The sequence below is a fragment of the Pseudomonas sp. B37(2017) genome (assembly GCF_002112885.1).
Classification (GTDB): domain Bacteria; phylum Pseudomonadota; class Gammaproteobacteria; order Pseudomonadales; family Pseudomonadaceae; genus Aquipseudomonas; species Aquipseudomonas paraglycinae.
The window spans coordinates 34491-56487 of record NZ_NEIX01000014.1 but is presented as its reverse complement, the minus strand read 5'-3'; the positions used below and the strand labels follow the sequence as shown (position 1 = coordinate 56487).

Genomic DNA, 21997 nt, shown 5'->3' with positions numbered 1-21997 from the left:
CTTATCAGGTCTTCTGCGGCCGGCTCGTGCCGACTTCGGAGTAGTAAGGCTAGACCCGACTCGGCGAGTCAGCTAATAGGCCGACTATTGGTGCGTGATAGGCGCAGTCTCTTACCCGAAGTGTCGGCAGCGAATACCGGGCAGGGCGCTGAAACACCCGTGCTTGAGCCATGGTTTGCAATTGTGTGGAAGAAACGTGATGGCCATTAGAAATGTTATTGTATAACATAAAAATGATTTCATCTGATCGATGCCGGCAACACACCCTCTGTAGCGCTGGCCTCGATCCTCACTTTTCTGCCTGACGGATTCCTGAAATGCCTTCCCGTTTCCACACCTTCCAACCCCGCCTGACGCTCATGGCCTCTGCGCTGCTGATCGCTTCGCCCGCATTCGCCGCCGACCCGCTGGAACTGCAACCGCAAGTCATCACCGGCAATCCGCTGGGCAGTCAGACCCTGGCTTCGCCCTCGACCGTGTTGAGCGGCGACAGCCTGACGCTGCAACAAAAGGGCAGCCTCGGCGAAACCCTGAACAGGCAGCCGGGTGTGTCGTCGTCCTACTTCGGCCCAGGTGCCAGTCGCCCGATCATTCGCGGGCAGGACGGTGATCGCATTCGCATCCTGCGCAACGGCGTCGGCGCGCTGGACGCCTCGTCGCTGTCCTACGATCACGCGGTGCCGCTGGATCCGGTCAACGTCGAGCGCATCGAAATCGTCCGTGGCCCGGCAGCCTTGCTGTACGGCGGCAGCGCCATCGGCGGGGTGGTCAACACCTTCGACAACCGCATCCCGACCGAAGCCATCGACGGCATTCACGGTGCTGGCGAGTTGCGCTACGGCGGCGCCGACACCACCCGCAGCAGCGCCGGCAAACTCGAAGCCGGTAACGGCCAGTTCGCCTTGCACCTGGACGCCAGCGCCCGCGAATTCAATGACCTTAAAATCCCCGGCTACGCCAAGACCGGTCGTGAGCGGGCGAACGACGATGGCGATTCGAAGAAGCATCGGCTGGCCAACAGCGATGGTCGTCAGGACGGCGGTGCGGTGGGTGGGTCGTACACCTGGGATGACGGTTACGCGGGGCTGTCGTACAGCAATTACGACTCCAACTACGGCTCGCCGGCCGAAGACGATGTGCGCATCCGCATGGAGCAGGAGCACTACGCGTTCGCCTCGGAAATCCGCAACCTCGACGGCCCGTTCAGCTCGGTGAAACTCGACGCTGGCTACACCGATTACCAGCACCGGGAAATCGAGGGCGGCGAAGTCGGCACCACGTTCAAGAACAAGGGCTACGAGGCGCGGGTCGAGGCCCGGCATCAGCCGCTCGGGCCGTTCAACGGGGTGATTGGCGCGCAAGTCAGTCGCAACGAGTTCTCGGCGCTGGGCGAAGAAGCCTTCGTGCCGCACACCGATACCGACGCCGGTGCACTGTTCATTCTCGAAGAGCTGCAAGCCACGGATCGTCTGCTGTTCACCCTCGGCGGCCGCCTGGAACACACCACCGTCGACCCGGACGCCAAAGGCAACGAGCGTTTCGCCAATGCCGATCGCTCCAGCAGCTTCACCGCCGGCAGCCTGTCATCCGGTGCGGTGTACACGCTGACGCCGATCTGGTCGGTCGCCGCCACGCTGGGCTACACCGAGCGCGCGCCGACGTTCTATGAGCTTTACGCCAACGGCGCCCACGTCGCCACCGGCACTTATGAAGTCGGGGACGCGGGACTGTCGAAAGAAAAAGCCGTGTCCAGCGACCTGGCCCTGCGTTTCGACAACGGTACGCACAAAGGCAGCGTCGGCGTGTTCTACAGCCACTTCTCAAATTACATCGGATTGCTCAGCACTGGACGCACGCTGAATGACGAAGGGGAGGAGGACGCCGACGGCATCCCCGAATACACCTACTCCGGCGTGCGGGCGCGCTTCAGTGGTATCGAAGCGCAGGATCGCTGGACCCTTGGCGAAAATGCCTACGGTAAGTTTGCGCTGGAGCTGTCGGGCGACTACACCCGCGCCAAGAACCTCGACAACGGCCAGGACCTGCCGCGCATCGCACCACTGCGGTTGAACACCGGTCTGTTGTGGGAGCTGGATCGCTGGCAGGCACGGATCGATGTGGAACACGCCAGTTCCCAGCACCGGGTGCCGGACAACGAAAGCAGCACCGACGGCTACACCACGCTGGGGGCTAATGTGGGTTATCACTTTGATGTTGGCCAGAGCAAATGGCTGGCCTTCGTCAATGCCGAGAACCTGACCAACCAGACCGTGCGTTACGCCAGCTCGATCCTGCGCGATATTGCACCGGCAGAAGGGCGCAGCATTCAGGTCGGACTGCGTACCACCTTCTGATCGTTCACACCGGACGGGCGCCAGCGTCGTTGCGACGCTGGCGTCGACCTCAACTCGATTGAGCGGTGTCTTCTTCCGGGATCTCGTCCAGCAGATCCTGTTGCCCCGGCAGTTCGGTGATCACGCTGAAATCACTGACTTCCACGGCGCCCAGGCCATACCCCAACAAGTGAAACGAGAACGCCTTGCGCGGTTGCGGGTTGTCGAAACTGAAATCCATCTCCAGCGGCTGATCCGCCGTGGCGACCATCTCGGTCGGCAGGCCCAGTTGCACGTCCTGCTCGAACTCCTTGGCCTTGAGCTGAATGTACGCCGCCTGCTGCGGATCCACCGAACGCACGGTCAGGCGCACGCGGGTGTGGGAGCCTTTTGGCATCTCCAGGTATTGCGCGCCGATCAGGTTGTCGGCCCAGTCATCCTTGATCTGCGCTTGCAGCGGAATGACGTTGGCGCTGCCGAACTGATAGCGCTGGTTGAGCGGAGTACGCAGCAGCGACAGATCCAGGGCCGAGGCGCGGGCGGCGATGTCCCGGGCATTCTGGCCGCTGGCGTTACCCTTGAACGTGGCGCTTTCGGCGATGAAACCTTCGCTGGCGTAATTGCGGCACCGGCGCGGCATGTCGCATTCGGTCAGCAGGCCGCGGCCGTCGTGATAGCGCAGCTTGCCGTTGGTGAACGACATGATTTCGCGGCCCGAATCGTAATCGCGAAACAGCGAGCGACCGCTGAGGGCGGAGGGCACCGGAAAGTCGAAGTAATCCAGAATCGACGCACTCAGATCGACGTGACCGTAGACCCCGGCGTTCAGGCGCGGCAATTGCGCCTGCTCCGGCGCGAGGGTCAGGTTGAAGCCCCAGGACGACGCGAGGCGGACACCGTCGATGCCGTGGGATTCGTCCGAGGTGATCACCACCAACGTGTCTTTCAGTACGCCCTGGCGTTCGAGGCCGCTGAGAAACTGTTCCAGCGCATCGTCCAGATAACCGACGGCGGCCTGCTTCGGCGTGTCGTAGCGTTGCAGGTATTCCTCCGGCGCGGAGTAGGGCTGGTGAGTGCCGACTGTGAGCAGCGTGAGCATCCACGGCTGCTTCTGCTTTTTCAGGTCGCCGACGTATTTCAGCGCGCCTTCGAAGAACGCCTTGTCATCCTTGCCCCACGGGAATTCCAGGTAGTTGGCGTTGGTGAACCACTCCAGGCCATGGGTCGCATCGAAACCGATGTGCGGCATGATCTTGTCTTTGGCCATGAACCGCAGCCCTGCGCCTTGCAGGTAGTGCGTGGCGAAACCGTGCTGACGCAACTGGGCCGGCAGACAGGCCTGATTGCGCTCGTGCTGGGTCAGCATTTCCACGCCTTTGGGCGTGCCGTTGTCGAGTTTGTCGTAATCGCCGCAGAGCATGGCGTACAGACCGCGAATGGTCTGGTGGGTGTGCAGCACGTAATCCGGGGTGTTCATGCCGCGCTCGGCCCAGCGGCTGAGGTTGGGCATCAGGTCTTCCTGATAATGGCTGCCGATGGCTTGGCGATTGGCGCCGATGTAGGCACCGGGAATGCCTTCGAGGGCAACGATCAGCACATTGCGCGCCTGGCCCTTGGCCGCCAGCAACGGGTGACCGTTCAGATCGACATCGGTGAGCCCGGCCATGGGCGGGGGAGCGAATTGAGTGTCGCCGTCCAGCCATTCTTCAGCCTGCATCTGCACGTCGGCGACCTGCGCGGCCAGCAACTGGTGAGGCAGGTTGTACAGACGCCACGGGTCGGCATCGCTCGGGGCCAGATGCTGAGCGCCCCAGTACGCGGAGAACAGCAGCACCGGCGTCGCCCAGGCTGCGCGGGGCAGAGCGGGGGCGGTTGTCGCGCGTCGAGTCCAATGACTCAGCAACCACAAGACCAGAGCCACCAGCAGCGCAACCGCCACGCCGGGGTGGGCGAAGCCGCCGCCGGTGGAGTTCTCCACGAACTGCGGGTCGATCAGGTAATGCAGGTCCGCCACGGTCGGCAGGCGGCCGACCGCGCTGACCAGTTCAGCGGTCGCCACCGCCAGCAGTCCCCAGAACAGCAGCACCGGCAGCGCCAGCCACCAGGGACGACGATGCAACAGCACCACCAGCAGACTGCCGATGGCCAGATCCGACAGGTAACCGAACAGGCTCGACCAGCCAAGTGCCGCCCGCAGGCACACCGGTACAATCAGTACCAGGAAAACCAGAGAAAGAAGACGGGCATCCAGGCGCCGCAACCGTTGAAAAAGAGCGCTCACAAAAAGACCTTCCAGCCATCAAATCGTCATAAAAGTGTGGGCGATGATACCAAGGGTGGGCTGTCTGATCGCCTTTTTAAACGGCTGGGTGAACCGGTCCCGGAAGGCGCGGTTAGCAACCCGGATGAGCTGGGGCCTTGCTCGGCGACCGTCCTGGCGGTTTTCCGTCCCGAGCGCGGTGACGGTTTTATTGTTTCAGGCTGTTTAACCGCCCTTTGATCCGTTCGTGCTGCATTTGCGAACCAGTGCGATTTACAATGCGCGACCTCTGATGGAGATCAAGCTCCGTGGATGTCCTCACGCAACTCTTTGCGCAGCTCAGCCGCTGGGTGATCGATCCGGTCACCGAGCAGTTCCTTGGCCTGTTCGATTTGAACGGTCGCCTGGGTGTGGTGTTTCTGCTCACGTCCTACGGCGTGGCTTACGGCCTTTATCGCCACCGAAAATCCCGACATCTGACGCAGGCCCGATCCTTCTGGCAATTTGTAGGCGGCGGGCGTGTCCACGGGCATCGTTCGGCCTGGCTGGATTACCGTTATTACTTCATCAAGGCGATTCTTCGGGTGACGCTGGTGTTGCCCGTGGTCGGCCTCGTCGATCCGCACATTCTGCGTTCAGGTGATTACGCGCAGTTTTTCACTCAGCTGTGGGGCGCGCGCGAGCAAGTGCCGGATCACCCGATGATCGCGCTGTTCTACGGACTGGGTGTGTTCCTGTTCAGGGATTTTCTGCATTACTGGATTCACCGCGCCTTCCACTCCCGCTATCTGTGGGAATTTCACAAGGTTCACCATTCGGCGCCGGTTCTGGTGCCGGCCACCGCCAGCCGGATTCACATTGTCGAATCGATTGTTGAACGAACCGTCATCACCGCTGGCCTCGGCGCGTTTGCCGGTGTGGTCTGGTACGCCTGCGGCGGCGAAGTCAGCCGCTATACGCTGTTCGGCGTGACGTGGCTGGTGCTGATCATCAACAGCCTGGGTTCCAATCTGCGCCACAGCCATGTCTGGCTGTCGTTCGGGCCGGCGGTCGAGCATGTGCTCAACAGCCCGGCCCAGCACCAGATTCACCACAGCGACGCACCGCGACATTTCAACAAGAACTTCGCGATCAATCTGTCACTGTGGGACTGGCTGTTCGGCACGCTGTACGTCACCACTTCAAAGCCCGAAGTGCTGCGCTTCGGCACGGGCGAGCAGGACCGCACGCGTTATCTGACGTTGTACAGCCTGATCGTCACCCCGTTTGTGGACACCGCGAAGCGTTTGTCGTCGAACGCCGACGGGCTCAGAACCCGGTTCAACCAGCGTACGCCATGAGGGCTTCGCCGAAGGCTTGCGGGGTCGGGCTTTGCGGCCAGCTCGGCAGCCCCTCGGGCAGCGTCAGCCAGGGTTGTTTGTGACTCACCCAGATGTGCGCCATCGGTTGCAGTGAGCGACTTTCATCGAGCGTGCCGGCGCGCAGCACTTTCATCCCCGGCGCGGCCGTTGTGGTGTTGAACAATCGCGTGTGGCAGACGCTGCACAGCTGATGTTCGGCGTGCTGCCCATTGAGATCGTAGGCATAAGTGGTCAGTGGCCCGGTCAACGTCAGGGCGTCGGCGGGCAGCAGGGCGTGCAGGGCAAAGGCGCTGCCGCTCCAGGTCTGGCAATCCGTGCAATGGCAGGCGTAGATCGCCGGCGGCACGTCGGTGTTCAACTGATAGCGGACGGCACTGCAGCGACATTGGCCGGTGAGTGTCATGGGCAAGGCTCCTTCAACTGCGGGTTCGATGCCGGGCGCAAGGCCCGTGCGGTATGCTCGCGCAGCATGCCGCAGACCCCGGTGAATGAACATCGGCCAAAACTGCCCAACCGCTCACAGGAAATGTATGAACGCTCCACAACTTCAATGGGAAACCCAGCGCGCCTTTCTCGCGGTATTGCGCACCGGCAGTCTGTCGGGCGCCGCGCGCTTGTTGGGAATCGCCCAGGCCACGGCGCGACGGCGGATCGAGGTGCTGGAGCAGAGCGTCGGCGTCAGCCTGTTCATTCGTTCGCCCTCGGGGCTGTTGCCGACCGAGACCGCCAGGGAGTTGATCGGCCACGTCGAAGCCATGGCCCTGGCCGCCAACGCCTTCAACCGCGCCGCTTCCGCCGACGTGGCGCAAACCGGCGGCACCGTGCGCCTGACGGCCGGCAAGCTATTGGGCGTCGAGATCCTGCCGCCGATGTTGCGCCGTTTACGTCAACAGCACCCGCAATTGGCGCTGGAACTGAACGTGTCGAATCGTCTGCAAACCCTCTCACGGCAAGAGGCCGACGTCGCCGTGCGCATCCGCCGCCCGACCGAAGCTTCGGTGGTGGCGCGCAAGGTCGGCGACCTGCACGTCGGCCTGTACGCCACGCCGGAATTGCTGGCGGAGCAGGGCGTGCCTGAAACGCCTGAGGACTTGCGCCGTTTTTCGCTGATCGGCCCGGATCGCCATGCAGGCGAGATCGAGTTTCTGCGCGAGCGCGGCTTCGATTGTTCAGCCGAGCACACGGCCATTCGCACTGATGATCATCTGGCGCAGTGGGCGGCGTTGCGTGCCGGGCTGGGGATTGGCGTGAGTTCCCGGCAACTGGCCGAGCGCCATGGTCTGATACGAGTTCTGCCCGCAGACGTGGATTTTACGGTGGATGTGTGGATCGCCATGCATCAGGACATGCGCCGGGTGCAGCGGGTTTCAGCGGTGTTCGATGGCTTGGGGTCGGAATTGCACGCGTTTCTGGAAGGCTGACGTTCAGGTGATATCAATATGCGATAACGGTATTTAAATTTCGTTTTTTATAGCGATAGAGTCCGGCCTCACAGATTTCCCGGTAAATCACTGCGAGGTTGTCATGGCCCTACCGTTCAAACGTTCTGCACTGACGCTGCTGGCGGCTTCGCTGGCTGGTGCGCTGCTCGGCAACACTGCTCAAGCCGAAGGCAAGATCAGCATCGCCCAGCAATTCGGCATCGGATATCTGATTCTGGATGTGGTGCGCGATCAGCAATTGATCGAGAAACACGGCAAGGCCCAGGGCCTGGACATCAAGGTCGACTGGAACAGTATTTCCGGCGCCACCGCCATGAACGAAGCGCTGCTCACCGGATCGCTGGACGTGGTCTCGGCCGGCGTGCCGCCGATGCTCACCGTGTGGGATCGCACCAAGGGCAAGCAGAACGTCAAGGCCATCGCTTCGCTGGGCTCGATGCCTAACTACCTGCTGACCAATAACCCGAACGTGAAAACCCTCAAGGACTTTAGCGACAAGGATCGCATCGCCGTACCGGCAGCGGGTGTGGGCTTCCAGTCCCGCACGCTGCAGATCGAAACGGCCAAGGAATTCGGCAATGACCAATACAAGAAATTCGACGACATCTCCGTCAGCCTGCCGCACCCGGATGCCACGGCCGCATTGATCGCCGGCGGCTCGGAAATCAACGCGCATTTCTCCAGCCCACCGTTCCAGTACCAGGCGTTGCAGAATCCCAACGTACATAAAGTGCTGAGTTCCTACGACGTGCTCGGCGGCCAGGCCACGTTCAACGTGCTCTACACCACGGAAAAATTCCACGACGAAAACCCGAAAACCTACAAGGCGTTCTACGACGCCCTGGCCGAGGCCGAGAAGATCATCAAGGCCGACAAACCTGCGGCGGCCCAGGCCTATATCCGTGTCGAGCAGTCGAAACTGCCGTTGGCGCTGGTGGAGAAAATCGTCACCGACCCGGAAATCGATTTCACCGTGGTGCCGCAACGCACCTTCATCTATGCAGAGAAATTGCAGGAGCTGGGTGTGCTGAAGAACAAGGCGGACAGCTGGAAGGATTATTTCTTTGAAGAGGCCCATGGCGGGGCAGGGAGCTAAACACTCGTCTTTTCTGAACAGTCCACCCGGCAGCCCGTGCTGACGGGCGGGCTATTCGTATCAATTCATCGAGTCATCAAAGATGCTCTCAATCGGCATCTCGAACGCCCGGGCAATCTGGAATGCCAGAGGCAGGCTCGGGTCGTAGCGTTCGTTTTCAATCGCATTGATGGTCTGGCGCGAAACGTTCAAGCGTTCGGCCAGATCCACCTGCGACCACTTGCGCTCGGCGCGCAGCTCCTTGAGCCGGTTCTTCATTGGTAGCGGCGCCGCGCGATGCGCAGGCCGATCATCCACATCGCACCCATCACCGGCCAGACCCAGAACCACGGGATATGGGGGGCGCCGACGTTCTCCAGAAAACCGTAGCTGAAGGTCAGCAAGGCCGAGGCAGCGAAGGCGAAGCCGAGGGCTTCGAACTGGATGCGCAGATACATTTCGTCCAGACGCCTCATGTCGCGTACCACGCTCCAGCACACCAGTGCGGCCGGAATCATCGGCGTCAGAACAATGAGCGTGCGCAGGTAAATGTTGGCGTCCTCCAACGACTGCAGCGCAACCGTCGAGGCAATCAGCACGACGGCATACAGCACCAGCGCGCCGCCCATTTCGAGATGGAATCGATTCATGCTTCACTTCCTGTGTAAAAGACCCTTTACATAGTTACTGAAGCCACTAGTTATGTAAAGCACGCTTTCCATCAGGACTCGATCAACCCTCGGCATTCATCGACCGGATCAGGTTGTTGCGCAACTTGACGATCGATTTCTGCATCTGCGTGAACTCTTCCGTGGTCAGCCCCGTCGCCTCGAACAGGCTCGTGCCCGAAGACACGTTGCGCAGGTCACGGCCACTCTGGGTCAGGCTGATCCGCACCTGGCGTTCATCTGCCGGGTCACGCTGGCGTTGCACATAACCCATGGCCTGAAGTTTTTTCAGGATTGGCGTGAGGGTGTTCGATTCCAGGAACAGCTTCTCGCCCAGGCCGCCGACGGTCTGGTTGTCCTGCTCCCACAGGGAGACGATGGTGATGTACTGGGTGTACGTGAGGCCGAGTCGTTCGAGGATCGGTTTGTAGGCCTTGCCGAACGCCAGGTTGGTGGAGTAGACGGCAAAGCACAGGAAATCGCTGAGTTTGAGATCGGTTGGTGCGGTATTGGCGGTGGAATTCATGTTCATCCTCGTGGGTCGGGTGACCGGTGAAACGTATGGGGCGAACTATACGTCGGATGCGATTCTATCGGGAGTGTTGATCATGTTGCCTGAAGTAACCGGTTCGCCATTCTCAGCGCGAACCGGTTAGTTATTCCTTATGCGCCTAAATCGCATGCGATGAGTTTTGCACCAAAAAATTACTCGGTGATGACGTTCAGTGCCACCTCGATGTTGCCGCGAGTCGCCTTGGAGTACGGGCAGATCTGGTCAGCGGTGTGGGCCAGGTTTTTCGCGATGTCCTCAGCGATGCCCGGGACGCGCAGGGTCAGGCGAGCCTGAAGGAAATAGGCGGGGCCGGTCTGGCCCAGATCCACTTCGATGTCTACCGACATGTCGGCCGGCAGCACCACGCCCAGGTCATTGGCCACCAGGCCGACGGCGGCGGTGTAGCAGGACGACCAGGCACCGGCGAACAGTTGCTCGGCGGTCGGGTGGGGCAGGACGTTGGCAAACACGTGCGCCGGTTTGGCACTGCCGGGCGTCGAGAGCTGAATGTCCAGATTGCCGTTGTGACCACGGGAGGTGAGACCGGCGCTGCTGGCGGTGGTGTGGGTTTTGCCGGTGGCCAGGACTTTTTCGATTTTGCTCATGGGGGAACCCTCAAGGTGTTGTGGTTGGTTGTGATCGTATACGGTTAGATCGTATGCGATGTAATAATAATCCTCTCGCCCTCTGGTTCTGTCAACCCGCTTGGCGGTGCCAATACGACCGGCGGTTATCCGCACGTCCGCCGGTCGGGTAAGCGGCAAACCCGCGTCTATAGTGAGAGGGCTGTGTGAAACGGGTGGCGCACCTCAAGCTGCGACGGGAGGCGCCGAGTGAACAATCTGCTGTTTTTCATTCAGGAGATCGCCATGAGTCAGATCGAAAAAGTCCTCTACACCGCGAAAACCCACACCACCGGCGGACGTGACGGCGCATCGCGCAGTTCCGACGGGATCCTCGATGTAAAACTGTCGTCGCCCGGTTCCAGTGGCGGCGGGACCAATCCGGAACAATTGTTCGCCGCAGGCTGGTCGGCGTGTTTCATTGGCGCGATGAAAGCGGTGGCGGGGCAGCAGAAAATCAGCCTGCCGGCAGACCTGGCGGTGGATGCCGAAGTGGACTTGGGCACTAATTCGGGAGGGTATCTCCTGCAGGCGCGACTGAATGTAAGCCTGCCGGGAATGGAGCGTGGCGCGGCGCAGCAGCTGGTGGATGCGGCGCATCAGGTGTGCCCGTACTCCAAGGCTACGCGCAACAATATCGAGGTCGAATTGAAACTGGTCTGATATCCAGATGCAAAAGGGGCGGCATGATCATCGATCATGCCGCCCCTTTTGTTTTTTGAAACCGTAGATCTGTCAGTCAGCGATCAATGCATCTTGCTGTGATCGTGGCCTTCCATGGTCAGCGCCTTGACCGGTGCTTTGACTTCAACGGTTTCTTTTTCGCCCTTGGCGTTTTCCACGGTCAGGGTCAGCGGCACGCTGTCGCCTTCCTTCAGCTGAGCGGTCAGGCCCATCAGCATCACGTGGTAGCCATTCGGGTCGAAGTTGACGGCCTTGCCCGCTGGCAGGTCGACCGATTTCACCGGGCCCATGCTCATCACGTCGTTCTTCATGGTCATTTCATGAATCTGCACGTCCTTGGCCGCAGGCGAGGCAACGCTGAGCAGTTTGCTGTCGCTGTCGGCGGTGACGGTCATGAACGCGCCGCTGGCCGACTGGTTCGGCACGGTCGCGCGCACCCAGGCATCGTCGACTTTGGTCTGCGCCGATACCTGGAAAGCCAGGCCCAGCAGGGACAGGCCCAGTGCGGCACGTTTGATGTTGTTCAGAAAAGGGTTCATCAGCAGACCTCCATGACGGTAAGCAAATCTTCCGTGCACTCTTGTGCAGAAAGCGATTGAGACAGGCCCACACGCAAGTTGCCCCGGGTGTCGTAGACATAGCTGGTGGCGGTGTGGGAGAGGGTATAGGTGTCGCCGGCCGGGACTTTTTCGTAGAACACGTCGAATTCCTTGGCGGTGGCCTTGGTTTCTTCGAGGGTGCCGTACAGCGCGACGAAGCTTGGATCGAAGGTCTTGACGTAGGCGTCGAGGATTTCCGGGGTGTCGCGTTCCGGGTCGAGGGTGATGAACACCACTTGCAGGATGTCGCCGTCCTTGCCCATCAGCTTCTTGATTTTCGCGGCGCGGGCCAGTGTCGTCGGGCAGATCGCCGGGCACTGGGTGAAGCCGAAGAAGATCATCGGCATCAGGCCGCGAAAGCTCGACAGCGACACGGTGTTGCCTTCGGTGTCCTTGAGCTTGAAGGTGCGTCCGAGGATCTTGTCGCTCAGATCCTTGCCGTACTTGTACGACAGTTCGCCGCGGGTGTCGCAGCCGGCGAGCAGGCCGAGACCGAGTACGCCCATTCCCGCAAGCACCTTGCGGCGAGTCAACAAAGCCGTCATTTCATACCGCCCTTTGGAGCCCGCCAGTCGGCAGGACAGGCGGGCGGGTTAACCGTAAAAGCGGCGCATGATACCAAAATGATCCGCTGCGCCGGTTTTCGATCGCCGGGCAATGTGGGATCTGGCGACAAAAGGTGTAAGAAAAAATGACGCAGGGTAAGGAGTGCGATCTCACTGGTTGTATCAAGGGACGATTTTCATATCGTCAGCGATTACAACTCCGCTGGGCGATGATCGGAACAGGCAGTTGACGACAGCGCCCAGGTTGTTCATCAAAAACCATATGGGAAGTGTGCATTCCATCACCGGAGTACTCAGGAAATTCGTCATGTGCAGATCTACCGAACTGTTGGCTCCCGTAAAGATAAGTCTCTCTATGTTTGAGTCGGCCGGGGCTTGAATCTTCGCTCCTGGCGGGCTAATCCGTGCCACTGAGAGAGTCTTTGTCACAGCATCGAAACCTTCGATGTTGTAGGGCAGGAATTTCGTGATTTTATCCGCCATCGAATGTGCTCCCTTCGTTGATCTCGGCAAATTCCGAGTAAAGGGAGCATATGATTCCACCTATTTACCTTCTACTGTCATTTCTGACAGTTGCTCAGACTGATAGGAAATGGTGGGCAACTCCATTTATTGGCTTCGAATATATAGCGTTACTGATGAATTGATCCCTCACCAGCACTCCAGCCACCACCCAGCGCGGTGTACAGGTTCACTTGCGCCACCAGTTGCGCCAACCGGTCGGTAATCAGTCCTTGCTGGGAACTGAACAGCGAACGCTGGGCATCGAGGAACGTCAGGCTGCTGTCGACGCCGCTTCGATAGCGGTGCTGCGCCATGTCGTAGTAGTCCTGGGTCGCCTGCACCAGATCGCGTTGGGCCTGGAGTTGTTGTTCGTAGGTCTGGCGCGCCGCGAGGCCGTCGGACACTTCCTGGAATGCCGTCTGAATGGTCTTTTCGTACTCGGCGACGGTGATGTCTTTTTGCAGCTTCGCGTAATCAAGGCTCGCACGCAGACTGCCGGCGTTGAAGATCGGCAGGTTGATCTGCGGCTGGAACGTCCAGGCCCCGGAGCCGCCCTTGAACAGCCCGGACAGATCGCGGCTGGACGTCCCGGCATTGGCCGTCAGGCTGACACTCGGGAAAAACGCCGCCCGCGCCGCGCCGATGTTGGCATTGGCGGCCCGCAGCTTGTATTCGGCCTGGAGAATGTCCGGCCGGCGTTGCAGCAGATCCGACGGCAATCCGGCCGGCACGGTAGCCACCAGATCACTGTCCAGCGGACGCGCCGGCAGGTGCTCGGGCACCGGCGCGCCTACCAGCAGCGTCAGGCTGTTCAAGTCCTGGGCAACCTGACGCTGATAACGGGCCAGGCTCGCGCGGGTGCTGTCGACACTGGTCTGCGCCTGAATCTGGTCCAGCGCCGAAGACTTGCCGGCCTCGCGGTTGCGGGTGGTCAGGTGCAGGCTTCGTTCGTCGGCGGCCAGCGTCTCCCGGGCCAGCGCCAGCAACTCCTGATCGGCGCGCCACGTCAGGTAGGCGTTGGCGACGTTGGCCACCAGACTCAATTGCGCACTGCGCCGGGCCTCTTCGGTGGACAGCCAGGTCAGCAGCGCCTGCTCGCTGAGGCTGCGCACCCGGCCGAAGAAGTCCAGTTCATAGGCGCTGATGCCCAGGTTCACCGAATAGGTCGAGGTGATCGCCGCCTTGGTGCGGGTCACGCTGGACGGCACCCGCTGACGCAATTCGTTGGCGTTGGCCGACACCGCCGGCAGCAGATCGGCACGCTGGATGCGGTACTGCGCCTGAAACGCCTCGACGTTCAGCGCGGCCACCCGCAGATCACGGTTGTTGACCAGTGCGCTTTCGATCAATTGCTGCAACGCCGGGTCATTGAACAGCGCGCGCCAGTCCTCGACCCGGGGTGTGACCGGGGATTGCGCGGCATACGCCGGACCTTGGGGATACTGCGCCGCGCTCGGCGATGCCGGTCGCTGATAATCGGGAATCAACGAACAACCGCCCAGCAGTAGCGCGGCGGACAGCAGGGAAATCGGCAACCTGGACATCAAACAGCCTCGTTCACGAATGAGAGCGGACGCCGGGCGCCCGTGATGAGAAAAACGCCGGATCAGGCCCCGGCCATCCATTTCGCCAGACCATGACGGCCGCTGACCCCAAGCTTGGCGGCTGCGCGCTTGAGGTAGGTCTCGATCGAGCTGTTCTTGACCCGCAGCTTTTCTGCCATTTGCGGCACGGTGCCGCCGGTCAGCAGGCCCAGGCAGACCTCTTTTTCGCGCACCGACAGGGTGATGTCGCCCAACGCCAGGCGTTCGTCGAACACCTGTTGCAACGGCGTCTGGGGTTGATCGGCTTGTGGCGCGCGGGGTTGGCGGGCGATGGCTTGTCGACTGATGTGCGCGTGGCGCTCGATCAGGGGCAACAGGGTGTCGGACAGGCGCTTGAGGAACGACAGCTCCGGCAGGGAAAACACCCGATGCGTGTGGGGGCGGTAGAACGAGATGACGCAACGGCGGTTGGACGTGCGGGACACCAGATTGCATTGGTGGACGCTGTGGTGCGGGTGTCGATGCTGGAGCGAGGCTTTCAGTTGAATCAGTAGCGAGTCGTTCATCTCGATCATCTGTTGCAGCAGCGGGTGGTCGTCCGGGTGCTGCAACGGCTCCGGGGGCGGGAAGGTGTCCGGCAAACCGGCACTGCCCAACGCCTTGATCTCGACCACGCTGGCTTCCCGCTCATCCAGGGTCCACTCACTGAGATGGACGCGATTGACCGGCACGAGGTTGTCGACCAACTGGAACATGTTCGTGGCAAAACGCTCGTTGCCGGTGCTGGCGATCAGTTCACCCAGTTGCCAGTAGAAGTGCGGATTTTCCATGTTGCGAAGACTGCCGGTCAGATTCATATCCTTGTCATCCTTGATTTAGAGCCATTGCCGAATCGTCTGCCGTGCATGCACCCGTGAAACGCCCACCCAGTCTTTTCTCCTTGAAATCGATCTGGAGCGGGATTTAAGCCTATGCATTTGTCCTACGTCTGTAGGGGAAAACAGGGACACAAAGTGCCACCATTTCCGAAAAAATGGCGTCACGTTTCTGTCAGATCAATGTGCAAGCTCTCGTAGTCCATGACTGTACGGTCTAGTGCGAACCCCGAAATCCGGGGCTCGGACCGACGCGCCCTACAATTGCGAGGCGCTAGTCGGTAGCAGCGAGTGGCGATTGTCCTACAGAATTTTCAGCCATTTCTTTCCGAACTTTTAGGGGGATCGCTGACCTGTCCGGCCCTGTTGGGTCGCAGGACTGTACGAAGTGAGCAGGGTTGTCCGGGTTTCACGTGTCACGCCGATTTCGGGGCCGATGCTTGAATACGCGCCAAATCACGTGAGATGGATCTTATGAACCAATTTGCTGCCGACGCGGCGGACGGTCTGTCCGCGATTTCCGAGGCTTTCCCGCTGACCGCTGCCCAGCGCGATATCTGGCTCGATCAAGTGCGTCAGGGGAATTCGCCGATGTACAACATCGGTGGTTATGTCGAGCTGACCGGGCCGCTGGATCCGGCGCTGATGCAGGCGGCGCTTGAAGGGCTCGTGGCCCGGCATGACGCCATGCGCACCAGCCTGCTGCCGGGGGCCGGCGAGCATGGGCTGCCGTTGCAGCGTTTCGCGCAATCGATGCCGGTGCCGATGCCGGTGCACGATTTTCGCAGCCATCCCGACCCTTATTCCGCCGCACGCCAACTGACTCAGGAATGCATTGAGCAGCGGTTCACACTGAACGGCGGGCCGTTGTTCCGGTTTTGCCTGATCTGCCTCGATGACGACTGCCATTGGCTGTCACTCCAGGCACATCACCTGATCGTCGATGGCTGGGGTTTCGGCGAGATGCTCAAATCCCTCGACGAGGTTTACAACGCGCTGGCGCTCGGGCAGCAGCCACCCGATTCGGCGCCGTCCTATGTCGATTTCATCCGTGACGATGCGCGGTATTTTCAGTCCGCCCGTTATGCCCGTGACCGTGCGTACTGGCTGGACAAATACCAGCACCGTCCCGAGCCGCTGTTGTTGCCGCGTTATCAGGAACGCTTTGCCGGCGCTGCGGCACCGACCCGGATTTTCTCGCAAGTCTTTCCGGCACGCCTGCATGAACGCATGAAGCAGGTGGCCCGAGAGTACGGCGCGTCGGCGTTTCATGTGCTGCTGGCAGCGATCCATGTGTACTTCAGCCGCAGCGCCCAGCGTGACGAATGGGTGGTGGGCGTGCCGCTGCTCAACCGTTCCGGCGCCCGGTTCAAATCGACCCTGGGGCTGTTCACCCAGGTCAGCGCGGTGCGCATGGGGTTCGGTCGCGAGTTGTCGTTCAAGGCGCTGATCAAGGCGATTGGCGATGAGTTGAAACAGGATTTCCGCCATCAGCGTTTCCCCCTCAGCGAAATGAACCGCGCACTCGGTCTGCTGCGCGAGGATCGCTCGCAGTTGTTCGAAGTGACCGTGTCCTATGAGCGCGATGCGCATGAATACCGCTATGGCGATGCGCAGGGGCGGGTGGTCAAAGTGTCGAACCACGAAGAGGGCACGCCGCTGTCCGTGCACCTGCTGAGCAGCCGGGGCGACGACGAGGACAGTTTGTACATGGTGTACAACGAAGCCTACTTTGACGCCGACGAAATCGCGGCGTTGAGCGGGCGCTTGCTGTGGGTGCTGGAGCAGGGGCTTGAAGAGCCGGCGCTGGCGGTGGGCGATTTCAGCCTGAGCCTGCCGGCCGAAACGGCGTTGCTGCAGCACTGGAATGACACGCGCGTTGAATTCCCCAATGACCTGACCATCCACCAGCGCATCGAAGCGCAAGCGGCGAAGCGGCCGGATGCGGTGGCGGCAGAGTTCCAGGGCTTGCGGCTGACCTATGCCGACCTGAACCGACAGGCCAACGCTCTGGCCCATCATTTGATCGGGCTCGGCGTGCGACCCGATGACCGCGTGGCGCTGGTCGCCCGCCGAGGGCTGGACACACTGGTTGCGCTGCTGGCGATCCTCAAGTCCGGCGCCGGTTATGTGCCGGTCGATCCGGCCCATCCGGCGGAACGTTTGAGCTATTTATTGAGCGACAGTGCTCCGGTCGTGGTCCTGACCCAGCGCGATCTGCGCGAACGCTTGCCGGTGCTGGACGTGCCGGTGATCGAAATCGATTCACGCGGCTGGCCGATCAACGATCTCGACCCCGACGTCCCGGGGCTGACCACCGCGCACCTGGCCTACGTGATCTACACCTCCGGCTCCACCGGCCAGCCCAAAGGCGTGATGGTCGAGCATCACACGTTATCGAACCTGGTCGACTGGCATTGCGCGGCCTTCGATCTGTGTGCCGGTCGCCACACTTCAAGCCTCGCCGGCTTCGGTTTCGACGCCATGGCCTGGGAAGTCTGGCCGGCGCTGTGTGCCGGCGCGACCCTGTACCTGGCGCCTTCCCGCGATGGCGGCGAAGACATCGACGCGCTGCTCGACTGGTGGCGCGCGCAGCCGCTGGACGTGAGTTTCCTGCCGACCCCGATTGCCGAGTACGCCTTCAGCCGCCACCTAGAACACCCGACCTTGCGCACGCTGCTGATCGGCGGCGATCGCCTGCGCCAGTTCAATCGCGAGCAGACGTTCGCGGTGATCAACAACTACGGCCCGACCGAAGCCACAGTCGTCGCCACCTCGGGCCGAATCGAACCGGGCCGGGCGCTGCACATCGGCAAACCCGTGAGCAATGCCACGGCCTATCTGCTGGATGACCGACAGCGTCCAGTGCCGATTGGCGTGGCCGGCGAGCTGTACGTCGGTGGCGCCGGTGTGGCGCGGGGTTACTTCAATCGCCCTGAGCTGACCGCCGAACGTTTCCTCGACGATCCATTCAGCCGCCAGCCCAACGCGCGGATGTACCGCACCGGCGACCTCGCACGCTGGCGCCAGGACGGCACTATCGAATACCTGGGCCGCAACGACGATCAGGTAAAAATCCGTGGCGTGCGCATCGAACCCGGCGAAATCGAAGCCGCGTTGAGCAGCCATGAATCCGTGCGTGATGCGGTGGTGCAGGTGCGCGACGGGCAATTGCTGGCCTGGTTCACCGAACGCCAGCCGCTGGATATCACGCAGCTGCATGCTCACCTCAAGACCCGTCTGCCCAGCGCGATGCTGCCATCGGCCTACGTGCGTTTGACGGCGTTGCCGCTGACGGCCAACGGCAAACTGGATCGCCAGGCGTTGCCGGCGCCGGGGCCGGAAGCGTTGATCCGCCGCGAATATGAAGCCCCGCAAGGCGACGTCGAAATCCTCCTGGCGCATATCTGGGCCGAGGTGCTGCAAGTCGAAAAGGTCGGGCGTCACGATCACTTCTTTGAACTGGGCGGGCACTCGTTGCTGGCGGTCAATCTGATCGAACGCATGCGGCAGCTCGGCATGAGCAGCGATGTGCGCGTGCTGTTCGGCCAGCCGACATTGGCGGCACTGGCCGCGTCGGTGGGCAGTGGCCGCGAGGTCGAAGTGCCGGCCAACCGCATTCCGCCAGGTTGCACGCAGATCACTCCGGACCTGTTGCCGTTGGTAGAACTGGATCAGGCCACCCTCGACCGGATCATCGCCACGGTGCCGGGCGGGGCGGCCAACGTGCAGGACATTTATCCGCTGGCGCCGTTGCAGGAAGGCATCCTTTATCACCACATCACCGCCGCACAGGGTGATCCGTACCTGCTGCAATCGCAGCTGGCGTTCGACAGCGTCGAGCGGGTCGAGGCCTATGCGGCGGCGCTGCGTCAGGTCATGGCGCGCCACGACATCCTGCGCACTGCGGTGGTCTGGGAAGGCTTGACCGACCCGGTGCAGGTGGTCTGGCGCGAAGCCGGATTGCCGGTGCAGGAAATCACCCTCGATCCGGCCGAGGGCGATGTCCTCGCGCAACTGCACGCGCGTTTCGATGCTCGTCGCTATCGCATCGACGTCAGTCAGGCGCCGCTGATCCGGCTGATGTATGCGCGCGATCCGGCTCACGGGCGGATCGTGGCGATTCTGTTGTTCCATCACCTGGCGCTGGATCACATCGCGCTGGAAGTCCTGCGCCATGAAATGCGCGCCAATCTGCTGGGGCAGGGCGAACCGTTGCCGCCAGCGGTGCCGTATCGAAATTACGTGGCGCAGACCCGGCTCGGTGTCAGCGAACAGGAACATGAAGCGTTCTTCCGCGAGATGCTCGCCGACATCGACGAGCCAACCTTGCCGTTCGGCTTGCAGGATGTGCAGGGCGACGGGCGCGGTATCGATGAAGCCGTACGCACGCTAACGCCTGAGCTGGACCGGCGTTTGCGCCTTCAGGCGCGGCAGGCGGGCGTCAGCGTGGCCAGCCTGATTCACCTAGCCTGGGCGCAGGTGCTGGCGGCGACCTCGGGGCAGGAACATGTGGTGTTCGGCAGCGTTTTTATGGGTCGTATGCAGGGCGGCGAGGGCGCGGACCGGGCGCTCGGAGTGTTCATCAACACCTTGCCATTGCGGGTGGACATGGACCGGGGCGCGCGCGATGCGGTGCTGCTCACCCACGCCCGATTGACCGACTTGCTCGGGCACGAACATGCGTCGCTGGCGTTGGCCCAGCGTTGCAGCGGCGTTGCGTCGCCGGCGCCGCTGTTCAGTGCGTTGCTCAACTATCGACACACCGACCTTGAGGCGCAGGAATCGGCGTCGGACCAAGCCTGGCAAGGCATTCAGACTCTGGAAAATGAAGAGCGCACCAATTACCCGATGACCCTGAGCGTTGATGATCTGGGCAGCGCTTTGCAGATCACCACGCGCACCCTGATGAGCATCGGTGCGCAGCGCATCGGCGACTACGTGCAAACCGCGTTGCAGGCACTGGTCGATGCCCTGGAGCAAACCCCGCAACAGCCGCTGAATCGCTTGCCGATCCTGCCGGCGGCGGAACTTGAGCAACTGCTGGTCGAGTTCAATGCCAGCGAAGTCGATTGCCCGCTCGATCAGCCGCTTCAGGTGCTGTTCGAGCAACAAGTGCAACGCAAGCCCGACGCCATCGCGTTGCAGGCTGGCGAGCAACAACTGACCTATCGCCAGCTGAACGAACAGGCCAACCGTCTGGCGCATCATCTACGCGAGCAAGGCGTGCAGCCCGATTCGCGGGTGGCGATCTGCGTCGAACGAAGTCTGGATCTGGTGGTCGGCCTGCTCGGCATTCTCAAGGCCGGCGGCGCGTATGTGCCGCTGGATCCGGACTATCCGCTGGATCGATTGCATTACATGCTGCGGGACAGCGCGCCGGTTGCGGTGCTGGTACACGAAACCACCCGCAATCTGTTGGGCGATCCGGGTGTGCCGGTCATCGATTTCGACCGTTGCATCTGGCAGGGCGCATCGACTGAAAACCTACAAGTACCGGGTCTGAGCGCTTCAAACCTGGCCTACATGATCTACACCTCGGGCTCCACCGGCACGCCGAAGGGCGTGATGGTCGAGCACCGAAGCGCCTGCAACATGGTCCACTGGGGCTCGCAGATCAGCCCGCCGACCGAGCACGGCGCGCTGCTGCAGAAGGCGCCATTCAGCTTCGACAGTTCGGTGTGGGAGATTTTCTGGCCGCTGTGTTCCGGCCTGCGGCTGGTGCTGGCGCGCCCCGACGGCAACCGCGATTCGGCCTATGTGACTCAGGTGATTCGTGAACGGCAGATCACCGTGGTCAAGTTCGTGCCGGCGCTGCTGCAACAGTTCATCGAACAGGATGATGTCAGCCAGTGCACCAGCCTGACCGACGTGCTCAACGGTGGCGGTGAGCTGACCGCCGCACTGGCCCGGCGTGTCCGCGAACGCCTGCCGTGGGTGCGTCTGCATAACGTCTACGGCCCGACCGAAACCACGGTCGACAGCACCGGCTGGACGCTGGAACCGGATCAACCGGTGCCGGAAACCGTGGTGCCGATCGGCAAGGCCCTGAGCAACACCCGGCTCTATGTGCTGGATGCCCACGATCAACCGGTGCCATTCGGCGTCAGCGGTCATTTGCACATCGGCGGGGTCGGGGTTGCGCGGGGTTATCGGGGATTGCCGGATATGCAGGCCGAGCGCTTCATCGACAGCCCGTTCGTGGCCGGTGATCGCCTGTACCGCACTGGCGATCTGGTGCGCTACCGGGCGGATGGCAACATCGAATTCCTCGGCCGCAACGACTTCCAGATCAAGCTGCGCGGCCTGCGTCTGGAGCCGGGGGAAATCGAAGCGCGGCTGATCGAGCACCCGGCGGTGCGTGAAGCGGTGGTGCTGGTGCGGGACGAGCGACTGGTGGCGTATTTCACCGTGCGCGAAGGCTTCGACGCGCCCCCCATCGAAACCTTGCGTGCCCATGTGCTGGAGCGTTTGCCGGAGTACATGGCGCCGGGCGCTTACGTGAAACTCGACGCATTGCCCCTGACCCCCAACGACAAGGTCGACCGCAAAGCCTTGCCGGCACCGGGGGCAGAGGCGGTGCTCAGTCGCCGCTATGAGGCGCCCGAGGGCGAAGTCGAAATCCGGCTGGCGCAGATCTGGGCCGAGGTGCTGCAACTGGAGCAGGTCGGGCGCACCGACCACTTCTTTGAGCTCGGCGGGCATTCGTTGCTGGCGGTCAGTCTGGTGGCGCGCATGCGTCAGGCCGGGCTGCACGTCGATGCGCGGACGCTGTTCAGCCAGCCGACCCTGGCCGCGCTGGCGGCGCAGACCTCGGCGCAGGCAAAACAGGTGGAAGTCCCGCAAACCACCATACCGACGCTCAATCGCAAACGCCGGCTCTGAGGCGACATCGGCGTCGATTCGCGGT

Annotated in this window: 17 protein-coding genes; 6 read left to right on the top strand and 11 right to left on the bottom strand. The window is 61.8% G+C overall.

The annotated features are described in order from the left end of the window. The first annotated feature begins 317 nt into the window (after positions 1–317). Entirely contained in the window at positions 318–2354 is a 2037-nt protein-coding gene (locus CAF90_RS26065) for a TonB-dependent receptor (RefSeq protein WP_085608950.1), read from the top strand. Between the two features lie 49 nt (positions 2355–2403). Here the strand turns inward: CAF90_RS26065 and CAF90_RS26060 are convergent, their stop codons facing one another. Beyond that, positions 2404–4614, bottom strand: a complete 2211-nt coding sequence (locus tag CAF90_RS26060) for an LTA synthase family protein (protein WP_085608949.1) — start codon at positions 4612–4614, stop codon at positions 2404–2406. A gap of 287 nt (positions 4615–4901) precedes the next feature. Here CAF90_RS26060 and CAF90_RS26055 point away from each other — a divergent pair, with 287 nt between their 5' ends. Further along, complete coding sequence (locus tag CAF90_RS26055; protein WP_085608948.1) at positions 4902–5933, top strand: sterol desaturase family protein; 1032 nt, start codon at positions 4902–4904, stop codon at positions 5931–5933. Here CAF90_RS26055 and CAF90_RS26050 read toward each other — a convergent pair. Then, positions 5914–6357, bottom strand: a complete 444-nt coding sequence (locus tag CAF90_RS26050; RefSeq protein ID WP_085608947.1) for a GFA family protein — start codon at positions 6355–6357, stop codon at positions 5914–5916. The genes CAF90_RS26055 and CAF90_RS26050 overlap by 20 nt on opposite strands. 127 nt (positions 6358–6484) lie before the next feature. Between CAF90_RS26050 and CAF90_RS26045 the strand changes: the two genes are divergently transcribed. Further along, on the top strand, positions 6485–7375 hold the full coding sequence (locus CAF90_RS26045) for a LysR family transcriptional regulator (RefSeq protein WP_085608946.1): 891 nt from the start codon (positions 6485–6487) through the stop codon (positions 7373–7375). A gap of 103 nt (positions 7376–7478) precedes the next feature. Beyond that, a complete protein-coding gene (locus CAF90_RS26040) occupies positions 7479–8492 on the top strand; it encodes an ABC transporter substrate-binding protein (protein ID WP_085608945.1) in 1014 nt (337 codons plus the stop codon). Between the two features lie 60 nt (positions 8493–8552). On the opposite strand, the gene CAF90_RS26035 is transcribed toward CAF90_RS26040, so the two are convergent. The 4 genes from CAF90_RS26035 to CAF90_RS26020 form a co-directional block, all read right to left on the bottom strand. Further along, positions 8553–8750 (bottom strand): helix-turn-helix transcriptional regulator, encoded by a 198-nt coding sequence (locus tag CAF90_RS26035; RefSeq protein WP_085608944.1) that lies wholly within the window; start codon positions 8748–8750, stop codon positions 8553–8555. Then, entirely contained in the window at positions 8747–9121 is a 375-nt protein-coding gene (locus CAF90_RS26030; RefSeq protein ID WP_007956899.1) for a hypothetical protein, read from the bottom strand. Before CAF90_RS26030 ends, CAF90_RS26035 begins: the two co-directional genes overlap by 4 nt. Before the next feature lie 82 nt (positions 9122–9203). Next, positions 9204–9665, bottom strand: a complete 462-nt coding sequence (locus CAF90_RS26025) for a MarR family winged helix-turn-helix transcriptional regulator (RefSeq protein WP_085608943.1) — start codon at positions 9663–9665, stop codon at positions 9204–9206. 179 nt (positions 9666–9844) lie between these two features. Beyond that, entirely contained in the window at positions 9845–10297 is a 453-nt protein-coding gene (locus tag CAF90_RS26020) for an Ohr family peroxiredoxin (protein WP_007956895.1), read from the bottom strand. 264 nt (positions 10298–10561) lie between these two features. On the opposite strand from CAF90_RS26020, the gene CAF90_RS26015 reads away from it, so the two are divergent. Next, entirely contained in the window at positions 10562–10978 is a 417-nt protein-coding gene (locus CAF90_RS26015) for an organic hydroperoxide resistance protein (RefSeq protein WP_007956881.1), read from the top strand. Between the two features lie 83 nt (positions 10979–11061). Here the strand turns inward: CAF90_RS26015 and CAF90_RS26010 are convergent, their stop codons facing one another. The 5 genes from CAF90_RS26010 to CAF90_RS25990 form a co-directional block, all read right to left on the bottom strand. Continuing rightward, the gene (locus CAF90_RS26010; protein ID WP_007956880.1) at positions 11062–11538 is read right to left on the bottom strand and encodes a copper chaperone PCu(A)C; all 477 of its coding nucleotides are present in this window, start codon (positions 11536–11538) and stop codon (positions 11062–11064) included. Next, a complete protein-coding gene (locus CAF90_RS26005) occupies positions 11538–12143 on the bottom strand; it encodes an SCO family protein (RefSeq protein ID WP_007956879.1) in 606 nt (201 codons plus the stop codon). The genes CAF90_RS26010 and CAF90_RS26005 overlap by 1 nt, the downstream gene beginning before the upstream one ends. A gap of 183 nt (positions 12144–12326) precedes the next feature. After that, complete coding sequence (locus CAF90_RS26000) at positions 12327–12647, bottom strand: hypothetical protein (protein ID WP_085608942.1); 321 nt, start codon at positions 12645–12647, stop codon at positions 12327–12329. Between the two features lie 149 nt (positions 12648–12796). Further along, positions 12797–14212 carry an AdeC/AdeK/OprM family multidrug efflux complex outer membrane factor gene (gene adeC / locus CAF90_RS25995; RefSeq protein ID WP_085608941.1) on the bottom strand — a complete coding sequence of 472 codons (1416 nt, stop codon included), beginning with the start codon at positions 14210–14212 and terminating at the stop codon, positions 12797–12799. Positions 14213–14274: 62 nt separating this feature from the next. Then, positions 14275–15069: a helix-turn-helix transcriptional regulator gene (locus CAF90_RS25990; RefSeq protein ID WP_085608940.1), complete on the bottom strand. Its 795-nt coding sequence runs from the start codon at positions 15067–15069 to the stop codon at positions 14275–14277. A gap of 492 nt (positions 15070–15561) precedes the next feature. On the opposite strand from CAF90_RS25990, the gene CAF90_RS25985 reads away from it, so the two are divergent. After that, a complete protein-coding gene (locus CAF90_RS25985; RefSeq protein WP_085608939.1) occupies positions 15562–21972 on the top strand; it encodes a non-ribosomal peptide synthetase in 6411 nt (2136 codons plus the stop codon). Positions 21973–21997 lie beyond the last annotated feature (25 nt).